Below are 14,757 nucleotides of genomic sequence, written 5' to 3'. Positions count from 1 at the left end.
ACGACATTCATGTGGGATTTCATCATTGTAGGCGGTGGTATTTTGGGATTTTCTACCGCCATGCAGCTGCAACAGGCGTACCCAGATAAGCGCCTTTTGGTGATCGAGAAAGAGTCGGGAGCGGCCCAGCATCAAACCGGTCACAATAGCGGTGTGATTCATGCGGGGGTCTACTACACGCCGGGCAGCCTGAAAGCGAGGTTCTGCCTGGAAGGCAACCGCGCCACCCGTGAATTCTGCGACCAGCACGGCGTGCGCTACGACATCTGCGGCAAGCTGCTCGTCGCCACCAATGCACTCGAAAAACAGCGCATGGAGGCGCTGTGGGAGCGCACCGCCGCCAACGGATTGGAGCGAGAGTGGCTAGAGACCGAGGCGCTCAAAGAGCGCGAACCCAATATCACCGGCGTGGCGGGGATTTACGTGCCTTCGAGTGGCATTGTGAACTACGCCGAGGTGACCCGTGCCATGGCGGCGGAGTTTACCCGCCTTGGCGGTGAGATCCGCTTTGACCACCGCGTGACCGGGTTGGAAGAGCGTACCAACGAGGTAGTGGTGACGACCCAAAAGGGCGCTTTCACCGGTCGTTACCTCGTCTCTTGCTCGGGACTGATGGCCGATCGCGTCATCCGCATGCTGGGCAAAGACCCTGGCTTTACGATTTGCCCCTTTCGCGGTGAGTACTATCGGCTACCCGAGCGCCACAACCAAATCGTCAACCATCTGATTTACCCTATTCCCGATCCTGCCATGCCGTTTTTGGGCGTTCACCTGACGCGGATGATCGATGGCACGGTCACCGTGGGGCCGAACGCCGTGTTGGCGTTAAAACGCGAGGGCTACCGCAAACAGGACATGTCGCTGAGTGACATGGGCCAGATGTTCACCCACCCTGGTATCTTGAAGGTGTTAGGTAAACACTTGAAGCCGGGGCTCTTCGAAATGAAGAACTCGCTCTACAAGCGTGGCTATCTCGAGCTGGTGCGTAAGTACTGTCCCAGCTTGACGCTCGACGATCTTACGCCTTATCCCGCAGGGGTGCGCGCCCAGGCGGTCTCTAAGGATGGCAAGTTGGTGGACGACTTTTTGTTCGTGAACACCAAGCGCACGGTGAACGTTGGCAATGCGCCGTCGCCGGCGGCCACGTCGGCGCTGCCTATCGGGGCGCATATCGTCGAGCACGTCAAAGCGCTGTTGAAATAAAAAGCCGCATGGCGCTGGATTAGCATCTTACGCGCCAGCCGTGCTAACTTCTGTCCACCGCTCCAAAGGCTGGCAACACCAGCCTGGGGCTGGGGCTTCACACCTCCTTTACGTCAACCATACCTATAAGTCCAAGTAGGACGGAGGAAACGCTCATGCGAACTCTAAAATATACCGTCGCCGCCTCCATGCTCGCCGTGGCGCTGCCTGCCAGCGCGCAGCAGCTCTCGATTGCCACGGGCGGTACTGGCGGCGTTTACTACCCCATCGGCGGTGGCTTTGCCGAAATGATCAACAACCATATCGAAGGTGCTCAAGCGACGGCTGAAGTGACCGGCGCCTCGGTCGAGAACATGGGCTTGATCATGCGTGGCGACGCCGATATGGCGCTGGCGTTGGCCGATACGGTCTACCAAGCCTATACCGGCACCGGCGATTTCGAAGGCCGCCAGATCGAGAACACCCGCGCGCTGGCGTCGGTGTATCCCAATGCCGTGCAGCTCGTCACCCTGGCAGAGTCTGACATTCAGAGCATTGCCGACCTGGCCGGTAAGCGTGTCTCTGTAGGCGCACCGGGTAGCGGCACCGAGCTGAACGCCCGTGCTCTGCTAGAAGCCAACGGCGTGAGCTATGAAGACTTCACGCCCCAACGTCTTAACTTCAACGAAACCGCTGACGCCATTCGTGATGGCGATATCGATGCCGGTTTCTGGAGCGTTGGGCCGCCCACCAGCTCCATTCTCAACCTCGCCGCGACCCGCGACATTCGCCTGATTAGCCTGTCGGATGAAGAGATCGCCAACGCTCAGGAAGAGGAAGCGGTCTTTGCACCTTACGAGCTGGCGGCGGGCATGTACGACGGTATGGACGAGGCGGTACAGACCATCGGTATCCCTAACGTGCTGGTCGTCAACGCCGATATGGACGAAGAACTGGCCTACCAGTTGACTCAGCTGCTGTTCGAAAACACCGATGAGCTGATTGCCGTCCACCCGGCTGCCAACGACACCACCATCGAGTTCACTATGAACTCTACGCCGGTACCGCTGCATCCGGGCGCGCTTCGCTACTTCGAAGAAGTTGGCGCTGAGATCCCGGACCGTCTGCGTCCGTAACCCATTAGGAGCCGTGCCATGCAGTGGCAACGACGACTGATGGCGCTCTTACTGATGAGTGGTTTGTTCGCCGAAGCGGGGGCCTCCCCCGCTTCGGCGACTGCGTCTTGGCATCTGCGGGTCGTGACCGAGCAGGGCGACACGCTCGTAGATGCAGCTGCGCCGCAGGGCAGCCGCTGGTGCATCCAGTGGCAGCACTCTGTCGAGCACTTTACGGTGTTGGACTGTTACCGCAACGCGGGTGGCACGATGCAGCTCGAGCGCAGCCACCAACCGGATTTTGCCGCTGGGCTTGGGCACATCTTCGGGCGCGGCGAGCAGGTGTCGGACGGCCAGGGCGGTTACTGGATCAATGCCATCGACGAGCCAGTGGCGAACAATCGCTACGTGCTACGGGTCGGCTCGACGGCCGTCAATCACCGCGTCATGTGGCCAGATGGCGAGCATCCCACCGTGAGCCTGAGTGAGCGGGCGGCTGGCCAACGCGTCACGATAGCCTTGTCATCGCGTTGAGTGTCGTTAGCCAAACACCTCATAAGTGCGCCGATCGATGTCGCTTTTCATAAAAATTAAGTGGGTGTTAACCCCCTAAGTTAGCTTATGCTTCCGAGGACTTCATGAACGAATCCACGCCACCGCCGACTGTGATGCCGGGCGGCAATGCGATTCAACCCCGCTTCGTTTTATGGTGTATCACCATCGTGGCGGTGGGACTGTCGTTATTCCAACTCTACTCGGCGGGTATTCAGCCGCTGGGCCTATTTTATCAGCGCAGCATTCACCTAGCGCTGATCATGCTATTGGCCTTTTTGATGTTTCCGGCCTTTGGGCCAAACCGTAAGCGCGGCATCGTGGGCTGGGGAATCGACCTGGTATTCTTTGCCGGTGCGCTGATCACGGGTGGCTACTTGGTGTTCAACTTGGATGCCATCTTCAGTCGCGCCGGGTTCTGGAACCAGACCGATATTTTGGTTGCCTGTATTGCCACGGTCACCGTACTCGAGGCCAGCCGCCGCGCGGTGGGTTTTGGTATGACGGTGATTGGCTTGCTCGCTATCGTTTATGCGTTTGCCGGCCCCCGTGGGGAGCTTCCCTGGCTGGGCGAGTGGATGCCCGGCATCATGGAGCACCGTGGCTACAGCCTCGACCGCGTGGCCGGGCAGCTTTACCTGGGCCAAGAGGGCATTTTTGGCCTGCCGCTGGGAGTTGCCGCTACCTATATCTTCATTTTCGTCCTCTTCGGTGCTTTTTTGGAAAGCACGGGTGCCGGTAAGTTTTTCATCGATATGGCTTACGCCGCTACTGGACGCCAGCGCGGCGGTCCGGCCAAAGCGGCCGTTCTGGCCTCGGCGGGTATGGGATCGATTTCGGGCAGCGCCATTGCCAACGTGGTCACCACCGGCGCGTTCACCATTCCGCTGATGAAGAAACTGGGCTACCAGCCGAAGCAGGCGGGGGGCATCGAAGCGGCCGCTTCCACCGGCGGGCAAATCATGCCGCCGCTGATGGGTGCAGGCGCCTTCTTGATTGCCGAATATACCAATACGCCTTATTTAGAGATCGTCAAAATCAGCATTCTGCCGGCGATCATGTACTTTGCGACGGTCTATCTGTTCGTCCACATCATTGCCTTGAAACAAGGCATGCAGGGCATGGCCAAGAGCGAGCTGCCCCAAATGCGCCAAGTCATGAAAGATGGCTGGCACTTCCTCCTGCCGCTGGCGGTGTTGGTATGGCTGCTGGCCATGAGCATGTCGCCCATGCGCGTGGGGTATTACGCGGTCGTCACCATGGTGGCGGTGGCCGTCTTGCGCTATGCATTATGGTACTTCTTCGTGGCACCCAAACAGGGGCAACCGGTCACGGTCGAGCGCACGAAAGCGGTCGTGTGGGCAGGGCTCGTGAAGCTGGTCCAGGGATTAGAGTTGGGCGCGCGCAATGCCGTGGCGGTCTCCATGGCTTGCGCTGTCGCCGGTATCATCGTCGGCGTGGTCGGTTTGACCGGCCTGGGTCTGAAGTTCTCCTCCATGATGCTGGCGTTCTCCGGTGGCAACCTGGTGCTGGCACTGCTGTTGGTGCTGTTGGCGAGTCTAATTTTGGGGATGGGGTTACCGGTCACTGCCAGCTACATCGTTCTGATCGTGCTGGTGGGCCCGGCGCTGACCGCCGAATTCGGTGTGCCGCTGTTGATCGCTCACTTGGTGGTTTTTTGGTACTCCCAGGACTCCAACGTCACGCCACCGATTGCCCTGGCGGGGTTTGCGGGGGCGGCCATTGCCGGCAGTAAACCCATGGAGACAGGTTTCCAGGCGTGGAAATTTGCCAAGGGGCTCTACCTGATTCCGCTGTTCATGGTCTTCAATCCGGAGATCATCATCGGTGGGCCGGTGCTCGTGGTGGTATGGAATGCAGTCATCGCGCTACTGGCGCTATGTGCGTTCGCGGCCTCGCTAGAAGGCTACCTGTTCACGCGTATGTCTTGGCTGCCTCGTTTGGCCATTGGTGGCGCCATCGTCGGTGTGTTCTACCCAAGCTTGTGGACGGAGGTGGCCGGCGTCACTGTCATGGTCGTAGCCATCGCCGCTAACTGGCAGGCGAGCAAACGGGAGCCAACGCCGGTGGCCGGTTGATTTTGCCTAGGAGAAAAGCAGCACCAAAAAAGCCCGGGAACATTCGTTCCCGGGCTTTTACGTTTTAGCGTCGGTTCGTATTTAGAAGATCGACTCTGCCGTGCCAGACCCTTGCGAGCCGCTGGCTTCCTCGAGCTCTTGGCTAATGCGCCGAGGCTGGAAATCCGGTAGATGGTCTCTGTGGAACAGCTCGGTCATGCCGCCCGGTTGGTCATCGTGTAAACGACGGCCCGTCTCCGGGTCCACCCGTGCGGTGACGATGGTGTCGGGACGCTCGGGCAGTGCAGAGGGGGTTCCTTCGAGCGCATCGCTCATGAAGTCGATCCAGATGGGTAGAGCGGCATTCGCGCCATACTCGGCAATGGTGTCGTTGCTGTCTTTACCGACCCACACCGTGGTGACGAGATTGCTATTGAAACCGGCAAACCAGGCGTCTCGCTGGCTGTTGGTCGTACCGGTTTTACCGACGATATCCTCACGGTTTAGGCTCAGTGCACCTCGGCCCGTACCAGAGGTAATGACGTCGCGCAGCATGTCTCGCAGAATATATACCGCTGCCGCGTCGGCCACACGAGGGGCGACCGGGTAGGTCTTGCCATCGATCTCGACGGTTTCCTGGCCCTCGGCGCAATTCACGCAGGCAACCTGCGGTGTGGCTTCGTCGATCACTTCGTTATCGTCATCGCGGGTCACCCGCTCGATGAACCAAGGCGAGACTTGGAAGCCGCCGTTGGCGATCACCGCGTAGGCGTTGGTCATCTCCATCGGGGTGAGACTGGCGCTACCCAGGGCCAGTGACAGGCCGCGGGGCAGACGTTCCGGCGAGAAGCCGAACCCTTCCAGATATTGGATCGTGTGGTCGAGCCCCATGGTTTGGAGCACGCGAATCGTGACGAGGTTGCGCGAGCGTGCCAGCGCCGGGCGCAGGCGCATCGGACCTTGGAAGTCGCGGCTTGAGTTGACTGGGCGCCATAGTGAATTGCTGCCATCATCCAAAACCACCGGCGCGTCGTTGACCACGCTCGCCGCGTTCATTTCACCATCTTGCAAGGCGGCGAGATAAATGAACGGCTTGAAGATCGAGCCGGACTGACGCTGGGCTTGCACGGCGCGGTTGAACTTGCTGGCGTTGAAGTCGAAGCCGCCCTGCAGCGCCAGAATCGCACCGGTGCGTGGGTCTTGCGCCACCAGCGAGCCTTCGGCGTCTGGACGTTGGGAAAGGCGCAGCGTGCCGTCATCGGTCTCGATGACGCGGATGAGGTCGCCCCGTTCGGCAATCTGTGCCGCATTGGTCGGTTCGGCCCCTCGGCTACGCGGGCTCAAATAGGGGCGCGCCCAGCTAAGGCCACTCCATGGAATCGTCTGCAGCTCACCGCCACGAGTCAGCACCTGCATCTCACGGCCACTGCTCTCGACCACGATGGCAGGCTGCAGCAGGCCATAGTTGGGCGTACGCTCCAGTACCTGAAGCCAGTTGCTCACATCGCCATCCACGCCTTCGACTTCGGTTTGGCTACGCTGGGCAGCCTGACGAGCGGTTTGGCGGATCTCCGGCGACTCGGACAGCTCCTCTTCCAAACCCTGGGTAGTGGTCTGCTCTTGGGCTTCGACCAAGCTGGGGGCAATGTCCTCTTGCTCGGCACCCCGCCAGCCATGGCGTAAGTCGTAAGCGATCAGACCATTGGCCAGCGCCTGACGGGCAAACGGCTGCAGTTCGCTATCGATGGTGGTGTAAATGCGGTAGCCACCGGTATAGGCGGTATCACCAAAGCGCTCGATGGCGTATTGGCGTGCCATCTCTGCCACGTAGGCGGCATCCACCTCGGTTTGGGTGTAGTGGCGGCGTGCGGTGACTGGGGCCTGAACGGCACTTTGATAGGTATCGTTATCGATATACCCAAGCTCACGCATGCGGAATAGGATCCAGTTGCGACGAATCAGCGAACGCTCGGAGTTGGCCAGTGGGTTGAACGCCGAGGGGGCTTTGGGCAGTCCGGCAATCATGGCGGTTTCCGCCAGGCTCAGCTCGGCGAGTGGCTTGTCGTAATAGGTCTCGGCGGCAGCGGCAATGCCATAAGCACGGTTACCTAGAAAGATCTTATTGACGTAAAGTTCGAAGATCTCCTCTTTGTCGAGAATCTGCTCCATCTGTAAGGCCAGCAGAATCTCGCGAATTTTTCGTGTGAACGTCTGGTCGAGGGTCAGCATGTAGTTACGTGCGACCTGCATGGTGATGGTGGAGCCCCCTGATTGAATGGTGCCGCCACTCTGTACCAGCTCGACCGCCGCGCGCGCCAAGCCGCGCGGGTCGACGCCTGCATGATCGAAGTAACTGGCGTCTTCGGCAGCAATCAGCGCGTTGATCATGTCTTGGGGAATGTCATCGAAGTCGATCGCCACGCGGCGCTCTTCACCGAATTCGCCGATCAGCTTGCCGTCGTTGGTAAAAATCCGTAGTGGCGTGTGCAGTTCGAAATCCTGCAGCTGGCGCACGTCGGGCAGGCCCGGCGAAAAATAGATCGCCGCACCGATCACCGCCAGTATGACCGCACCCGAGAGCGCAACGACCAGTGAAAATAGTGACAGCACAAGAGTCCGTAAAAACGTCATGAACAGTGGGCACCCGTAAAAAGAGGAGTAGCCAGGGCAGTATTAACGCCATGGCGCGCAAGTGGCTGCCATTATAGGAAGGGGAGGCAGCGGCCACCAGTGTTGATATGGCGTAGAGGCATTGGCGTGTGCCTTAACTAAAAATCATGTAACCTCGAAACTCGCACGATAGGCAGGCGGAGCCGAACTCAACATGCGTTTACTAACACCCAGTAAAGGGTTGATTGGTGTCGATATTACCTCGGCGACCGTCAAGCTACTCGAACTCAAACGGTGCAACGATAATTACCAAGTCGAGAGCTACGCCGTGCGCCCGCTTCGCGAAGGTGCGGTGGTCGAACGCCGTATTCGAGATATGAACGATGTAGCCAACATGCTGAGTCGCGCCGTCGAACACGCCAAACCCTCAACGCGTAAAGCCGCCGTGGCCGTTCCGGCCAGCGCTGCCATTACCAAAACGCTTCAATTTCCCGTCTCGCTGAGCGAAGACGAGATCGAAGAGCGCATAATCGCCGAGTCAGACCGGCATATTCCGTTTCCGTTCAATGAAGTGGCGTTCGACTTCCACTGCCTGGGCCCTGCGCCCTTCGATGACGAGCAGCAGCAGGTCATTTTGGTGGCTTGCCGCCAGCAGGATGTGTCACAGCTCACCGAAACCTTGGAGCGTGCCGGATTGGAGCCTGCGGCGGTGGACGTGGAAACCTTCGCCATGGAGCGCTCGCTGGCCGAGCTGCGTCGTCAGCTCAACGTCGACAGCGACCCCAACGCCTGCGTAGGGCTAGTGGATATTGGTGCGAACATGAATGCCTTTCACGTCGTGCGTGGAGGTCACATCGTTTATAGCCGGGACACGGTGTTTGGCGGTCGCCAGCTCACCGACGCGATTCGCGACCATTACTCTTTGAGTAACGAAGAGGCGGGCTTTGCCAAAAAGCGCGGCGGCCTGCCTGAGGATTACCACGAGAAAGTGCTCAATCCGTTCCTGGAAACCGTCGTGCAACAGGTGGGGCGCTCCCTGCAGCTCTATTATACCGCCGGGCGCCAGCACGAAGTGCAGCACATCGTACTGGCAGGCGGCTCGAGCGTCATTCCCGGCTTGGCCGAGCGCATCGCCGACGATAGCGGTATGTCGGTGACCATCGCCAATCCGTTTCAGCGTATGCGTGTCAATAAGCGCCTCAATATGGAAGGTTTGACGAACGATGCTCCAGCCATGCTCACCGCGGGCGGTTTGGCGATGAGGGTTGGACTATGAGCATTAATATCAACCTGCTTCCCTGGCGGGAGGCGCGTCGGGAGAAACGCACCCGCCGTTTTTACGGGGTCGTCGTGCTGATGCTGATCGCCGGGGTTGCGCTGGGCCTGGGGGTCGCTCAGCTTTACCAGCAGAAGCTCGCCGCTCAGCAGCAGCGTAACGCCTATATCACCCAGCACATCGAGCGCCTGAATAACGAAATTGCCGATGTGCAGCGCTATCAACAAACCGCCGAGCGACTAGGCGAGCAGTTGGCGCTGTTCAACACGCTGCAGGCCGAGCGGGTGAGTACCGTGCAACTGTTCAACGATATCGCTGCAAGCGCGGTAGACGGCGTGGTGTATCAGCGGCTGACCCGTAACGGCGAGCAGGTAAGCGTATCGGCCATGGCGGGCAGCGAACGTCAGGTATCCGATCAGCTGCGTCAGATTGCCAGTATGCCTGGGCTAGGAGTGCCGCTACTGTCGGAGGTGACCAGCGGGCAAGATGGCAATAGTCGCTTGTTCCAGTTCGAAGTGGTGCAGTCGTCGCTGAGAGAGAGTGGTGACGGGGAGGAGTCGCCATGATAGGGGGGGCGCGAGCGCTGGCGGGATGAGTGGCAGCGATTGAAAACGCTGGATTGGCAGTCGCTGGATGTCAAAGAAGCGGGCGAGTGGCCCGTGCTACTCAAGGTGCTGTGTGGCGCGCTAGCGTTTTGCGTAGCCTTGGGCGGACTGAGCTGGTGGTTGGTGAGCGAAAAGCGCATCGAACTGGAAGCGGCGCAGCGCCAAGAGGCGCGTCTTCTGAACGAGTATCGTAGCAAAGTCTCTGAAGCGGCCTTTTTGCCCGAAGTGCGTGACCAACTCATCGCGCTCGAAGAGCAGATGACCACCATGCGCTCCATGCTGCCCACCAGTGCCGAAATTCCCTCGTTATTGGATAGCATTAGCGAGGCAGCGCTGGATAATGACTTGAGTATCGAAACGATTCGCCTGCGCCCCACCGTGCGAAATACGCACTACGTGGAGCACCCGCTGGATATTCAGGTGCGCGGCGGCTATCACGAGCTGGCGCACTTCGTGGCCGACATTAGTCAGTTGGCACGTATCGTGACCCAGCACGATATCGCGCTCTCACCGGCCGAGCAGAGCGGTGAGTCGCTGCGTATGTCATTGGTCGCTCGCACCTATAGCTATATAGACGCAGCAGACGGGGAGGCGCCCGTACCATGAAGCGTTTACTCACTTTTGGCGTAATGGCGCTTCTCGCGGGTTGTAGTGACGCCAACCTTGGCCAGCTAGCGTCGGTGTTGGACGAGATTCGGCGCGCTCCAGCGGGACAGCCGCCGGTCGCCATTCCAACGATTCCCGACTACCAGCCGATAGAGTACCGCTATAGTGATGCCCGCAGTCCGTTCCTCGCTCCTAAGAGCGTGCGAGCGACCGAGGCGGCGGCCGTCTTTGCAAGCGCCCTGGCCCCCGACCAGCAGCGAAAGACCGAGCCGTTAGAGCAGTTCCCGCTGCAAAGCCTACGTTTGGTGGGCACGCTGCGGATGGGCGGGCAACAGGTGGCACTGATCAGCGCGCCAGACGGTAGCGTCACTAGCGTGCGCGAAGGCAACTACCTAGGCACCGATTTCGGGCAGGTGACCACGATCAGTCCGCAAGAAGTGCGCATCACCGAACGTACGTTACATCAGCAGTTAGGTTGGCAAGAGCGCGAGGCAACGCTCACGCTAAAGGAGTAGCTAGCCCCACGCTACTCGGCAGTACACTACATTGACTCGTTACCGGATGATATCTATGGCCGTCACGCTTCGTCGAATTACGCTATCACTGTTAGCTCTGTTGCCGACTTTTGCCTTTGGGTCTGTGCTAACCGACTTGGACGTGCGCCAAACCGACAGCGGTGAGGTCGAGCTGCTCTTGCAATTCAGCGGCGGTGTGGCCGAACTGCGTGGCTATCGGTTGGACGCGCCGCCCCGCTTAGCGCTGGACCTGGCCGATACCCAAAGTGGCTTGCCCCAGCGGCGGATCAACGTCGATCGCGCAGGCGTCGAGAAGATTACTGCATTGGAAGGAAATGGCCGAACGCGTCTGGTGGTCGACCTACGCCAACCGCTCGAGTACACCTCCCGCGTGGAAGCCGATCAGCTACGAATTACCTTGAAGAGTGCTGGGGACGTCCCAACGTCCGAGCGCGTGGCCTTGAGCAGCGCAGCGCCGCCATCGGTCGATAGTGGCTTGGAAACGTCTGAAGGCCCACGCGTCACCAATATCGATTTTCGCCGAGGGGAGGATGGAGCAGGCCGTTTGCTGGTCACCTTCGACCGGGAAGGTGTGGTGACGCAGGTGCGCGAAGGCAGTGGCGGCGTGGTCATGGCTGAACTCCGCGATGTGGACATTCCCGATGCGCTCAACCAAATCTACGACGTAACCGACTTTGCCACGCCGATTACCCGTATTACGCCCCGTTCCGGGCAGCGCGATACACTGCTGGAGCTGCAAACCAACGGCCCCTACGCCATGGTCTCATCGCAAAGCGGACGCACGCTCACCGTCGAAGTGCAGCCGGTGAGCCAGGCCAGCCAGCAAGAGCGTGAGCGTCAGGGCGAGAGTTTTACCGGTGATCGCTTGAGCCTCAATTTCCAAGATATCGAAGTGCGCGCAGTGCTGGCCACGCTGGCCGAATTTACCGGCTTGAACTTGGTGGCGAGCGACAGTGTGACGGGGCGTGTGACACTCAATCTCAACGACGTGCCCTGGGACCAAGCCCTGGCGCTGATTTTGCAAAGCCAGGGGCTCTCAAGCCGTGAGCAGGGGAACGTGATCGTCGTGGCACCTGCGGGTGAGTTGGCAGACATCGAACGCCAGGAGATCGAAGCGCGCAACCAGCAGCAAACGCTGGCACCGCTGGTGACCGAGTTCATCGAGGTGAAATACGCCCGTGCCGAGGACCTGGCACAGCTGCTGCGCGGAGCAGAAGGTTTCGGTCTGCTGACCGAGCGTGGTCGGGTGAGCGTCGATCAGCGTACCAACACGCTACTGATTCAGGATACCGCTGCTCAGGTACGCGACATCTTGCGGACTCTCGACCGTCTCGATGTGGCGGTGCGACAGGTGCAAATCGAAGCACGTATCGTCATTGCTCGGGATACCGCCTCTCGCGAGCTGGGCGTGAACTGGGGCGTTTCCAGCACTCGCGGTTTTTTAGAAAACGATGACGGCACTTTCTCACGCCGGGATATCAACCCCAACGGTATCAATCGTGCCCAGGGGGGATTGGCGGTGGATTTGGGGTCCACGGCAGCAGCCAACACCGGCTTCAGCTTTGGCTATTTGTCGGGGGATATTCTGCTCGACCTGGAACTGCGTGCGCTCGAGAGTGAAGGGAAGAGTCAGACGATCTCACAGCCTCGCGTGATCACGGCCAATCAGCGCACGGCCACCATTCGCCAGGGCGAAGAGCGAGCATTTCAGAGTGTCGATGCGCAGGGTAACCCAGACACCGAATTTAAAGAGGCAGAGCTATCGCTGGAGGTAACGCCGCAAATCACCCCAGACAATCGCATCATCATGGATCTGGTGATCAAGAATGATAGCTTTCGAGAGAGTGAGTTTGGCGGCGAGCCGCCCATCGATACCAACCAAATCGAAACCCAAGTGCTGGTGGATAATGGTCAGACGGTGGTATTGGGCGGTATTTTGACCACGGAGCAGCTCAGCCAGATGGCGAAAACGCCGCTATTAGGCGACCTGCCCGTGCTGGGTCGACTCTTTCGCTATACCGAAGAGAGCAATGAAAAGGTAGAGTTACTGGTCTTTATTACTCCACGACTACTTGACGATGGTTTGGCGGTTCGCTGATGCAGGATTTACCCAATCTTTTTTTAATAGGCCCCATGGGGGCTGGCAAGAGCACGATAGGTCGCCTGTTGGCAGGGGAGCTATCGCGCCCATTTTACGATAGCGACCACGCCATACAGGATCGTTGTGGTGCCGATATTCCCTGGATCTTTGACGTCGAGGGCGAGCCAGGTTTTCGTCAGCGTGAAATTCAGATGATCGACGAGCTTACCCAGCTAGCGGAGGTGGTCGTTGCCACCGGTGGTGGCGCGGTACTGCGAGAAGAGAACCGTCGGGTGCTCCGCGAGCGTGGCACCGTCATCTACCTGATGACCACCGTCGAACAGCAGCTGAAGCGCACCGCGAAAGACCGCAATCGTCCACTGTTGCAGTGCGCGAACCGCGAGCAGGTGCTCAACGACATGTTCGCCGCCCGCGATCCGCTTTATCGTGCGACCTCTGACATTACCGTGCGGACGGACCGCCGCAGCCCGCGTGCGGTGGTCAATGAGATATTGCGCCGCGTACACCGCCTGATCGATCCGTTGGACGCTGTCAGCGCCCCACAGAAGAAGGTTTCTCCATGACCGAATACGCCCCCCAACGCACGCTCACCGTCGATCTGGGCGAGCGTAGTTACCCCATCCATATTGGCGTAGGGCTGCTGCAACGCGCAGACAGCTTCGTGCCTTATCTGGCGGGCAGCCAAGTGATGATCGTCACCAACGAGACGGTGGCCCGGCACTATTTGCAGACGCTGCAGGCGTCGCTGCCCGAGTGGCTCGACGTGCGTACCGTGGTGCTACCGGATGGGGAGCAGTACAAAACCATCGAACAAGTGGGGCGCATTTGGGATGCGCTGCTCGAGGCAGGCTTCAATCGCCGCTGTACCCTGATTGCCTTGGGAGGTGGTGTGATTGGCGACATGGTGGGGTACGCGGCCGCGTCCTATCAGCGCGGCGTGGCGTTCATTCAAGTGCCCACCACACTACTTTCTCAGGTGGACTCCTCGGTAGGCGGTAAAACCGGGGTCAACCATCCGCTGGGCAAGAACATGATTGGCGCATTCTGGCAGCCCAGAGCCGTGGTAGTGGATATCGCCACGCTGACCTCGCTGCCTGCGCGGGAGCTCTCTGCAGGGCTGGCGGAGGTGGTGAAGTACGGCTTCATTCGCGATGCCGCCTTCCTTGCTTGGCTGGAACAGAACATGGCGGCGCTGCGCCGCGTCGAACCCGAGGTGGTGGCAGATGCAATTGCCAAAAGCTGCCAGATCAAAGCCGATATCGTAGCGGAAGACGAAACCGAGCAGGGCGTACGTGCGCTGTTGAACCTAGGACACACCTTTGGCCATGCCATCGAGGCGCATCAAGGTTACGGCAACTGGCTGCACGGCGAAGCCGTAGGGGCCGGCATGGCGATGGCCGCCACGCTCTCCCACCAGTTGGGGTGGATCAGCGCTGATGCCTTAGAGCGCACGAAAGCGGTGATCGAAAGCGCGGGCCTTCCGCTTGTTGCGCCAATGGGCATGTCGTCGGATGACTTCTTGACACGAATGCGGCTGGATAAAAAGAACGTGGACGCGCGTCTGCGTCTGGTGCTACTGAACGACTTGGGCGATGCCTGCGTTAGCGATGCCACGCCTATCGAGACGCTGAGACAGCTACTTGATGGTTATCCGCGCGGCTAGGGGAATCAATCGTAAGCGCACCCGCTCAAAACCCGCCTCGAAACAGGCGGGTTTTGTTTGCCTAGAAAGCGCCGAAATGGCTGCTGACTAGTGATATCCGTATGCCTTATGCGCTATCGGCATGGGGTTTTTGGTTAAAATTAGACTAAAGTCTAGTGTTCTATATTGGTCGTTAAAATACCGTTTCTTTAGCCTGCAAGCCGTTGAAGTATAACTGTTTTTTTATTGAACGGTAGTGCAACTACGGGATTTGGCGAGGGTTTTTGACGATTGGCGAGTGTCGAGCGATTGCGCTACGCGGTGGCAAATCGCTATGCTGAGCGACCATTTTCTTGCAGCAGCGAATGCGGAAAACACCCTATTTTGGGCGGGTAACAAGAGCCATAAAAAAAGAAAAACCCGTAATAATACCATAAAAACGCTGCTTACAAAA

General features: G+C 59.1%; 12 protein-coding genes. 11 read left to right on the top strand and 1 reads right to left on the bottom strand.

The features are described from left to right. Positions 1-9: 9 nt before the first annotated feature. The 4 genes from lhgO to MHM85_RS16970 all read left to right on the top strand — a co-directional run bounded on the left by lhgO (position 10) and on the right by MHM85_RS16970 (position 4,948). Positions 10-1,203: an L-2-hydroxyglutarate oxidase gene (gene lhgO, locus MHM85_RS16985; RefSeq protein ID WP_153842147.1), complete on the top strand. Its 1,194-nt coding sequence runs from the start codon at positions 10-12 to the stop codon at positions 1,201-1,203. A gap of 155 nt (positions 1,204-1,358) precedes the next feature. Then, the gene (locus MHM85_RS16980) at positions 1,359-2,318 is read left to right on the top strand and encodes a TAXI family TRAP transporter solute-binding subunit (RefSeq protein ID WP_139525120.1); all 960 of its coding nucleotides are present in this window, start codon (positions 1,359-1,361) and stop codon (positions 2,316-2,318) included. A gap of 18 nt (positions 2,319-2,336) precedes the next feature. Next, a complete protein-coding gene (locus MHM85_RS16975) occupies positions 2,337-2,831 on the top strand; it encodes a DUF1850 domain-containing protein (protein WP_139525121.1) in 495 nt (164 codons plus the stop codon). Between the two features lie 104 nt (positions 2,832-2,935). Continuing rightward, positions 2,936-4,948: a TRAP transporter permease gene (locus MHM85_RS16970; RefSeq protein WP_153842148.1), complete on the top strand. Its 2,013-nt coding sequence runs from the start codon at positions 2,936-2,938 to the stop codon at positions 4,946-4,948. A gap of 81 nt (positions 4,949-5,029) precedes the next feature. Here MHM85_RS16970 and MHM85_RS16965 read toward each other — a convergent pair whose 3' ends face one another. Beyond that, positions 5,030-7,558, bottom strand: a complete 2,529-nt coding sequence (locus MHM85_RS16965; RefSeq protein ID WP_219862940.1) for a penicillin-binding protein 1A — start codon at positions 7,556-7,558, stop codon at positions 5,030-5,032. A gap of 193 nt (positions 7,559-7,751) precedes the next feature. On the opposite strand from MHM85_RS16965, the gene pilM reads away from it, so the two are divergent. Genes pilM through aroB form a run of 7 tightly spaced genes read left to right on the top strand, consistent with a single transcriptional unit; the run spans position 7,752 to position 14,324 of the window. Next, positions 7,752-8,813: a type IV pilus assembly protein PilM gene (gene pilM, locus MHM85_RS16960; protein ID WP_139525124.1), complete on the top strand. Its 1,062-nt coding sequence runs from the start codon at positions 7,752-7,754 to the stop codon at positions 8,811-8,813. Next, positions 8,810-9,379, top strand: coding sequence for a PilN domain-containing protein (locus tag MHM85_RS16955; RefSeq protein ID WP_139525125.1), 570 nt, complete (start codon positions 8,810-8,812; stop codon positions 9,377-9,379). Before pilM ends, MHM85_RS16955 begins: the two co-directional genes overlap by 4 nt. 39 nt (positions 9,380-9,418) lie before the next feature. Beyond that, positions 9,419-10,024: a type 4a pilus biogenesis protein PilO gene (locus tag MHM85_RS16950; RefSeq protein WP_239285181.1), complete on the top strand. Its 606-nt coding sequence runs from the start codon at positions 9,419-9,421 to the stop codon at positions 10,022-10,024. Beyond that, positions 10,021-10,539, top strand: a complete 519-nt coding sequence (locus tag MHM85_RS16945) for a pilus assembly protein PilP (protein WP_219862942.1) — start codon at positions 10,021-10,023, stop codon at positions 10,537-10,539. Before MHM85_RS16950 ends, MHM85_RS16945 begins: the two co-directional genes overlap by 4 nt. 55 nt (positions 10,540-10,594) lie before the next feature. Beyond that, complete coding sequence (gene pilQ / locus MHM85_RS16940; protein ID WP_219862944.1) at positions 10,595-12,658, top strand: type IV pilus secretin family protein; 2,064 nt, start codon at positions 10,595-10,597, stop codon at positions 12,656-12,658. Then, the gene (gene aroK, locus MHM85_RS16935; protein WP_139525129.1) at positions 12,658-13,224 is read left to right on the top strand and encodes a shikimate kinase AroK; all 567 of its coding nucleotides are present in this window, start codon (positions 12,658-12,660) and stop codon (positions 13,222-13,224) included. Before pilQ ends, aroK begins: the two co-directional genes overlap by 1 nt. Continuing rightward, positions 13,221-14,324, top strand: a complete 1,104-nt coding sequence (aroB, locus tag MHM85_RS16930) for a 3-dehydroquinate synthase (RefSeq protein WP_219862946.1) — start codon at positions 13,221-13,223, stop codon at positions 14,322-14,324. Before aroK ends, aroB begins: the two co-directional genes overlap by 4 nt. Positions 14,325-14,757 lie beyond the last annotated feature (433 nt).

Origin of the sequence: Halomonas sp. McD50-4 (assembly GCF_022348135.1) — a bacterium.
Taxonomy (GTDB): Bacteria; Pseudomonadota; Gammaproteobacteria; order Pseudomonadales; family Halomonadaceae; genus Vreelandella; species Vreelandella piezotolerans.
The sequence above is the reverse complement of the archived record's forward strand: the minus strand, read 5'-3'. Positions and strand labels throughout refer to the sequence as shown.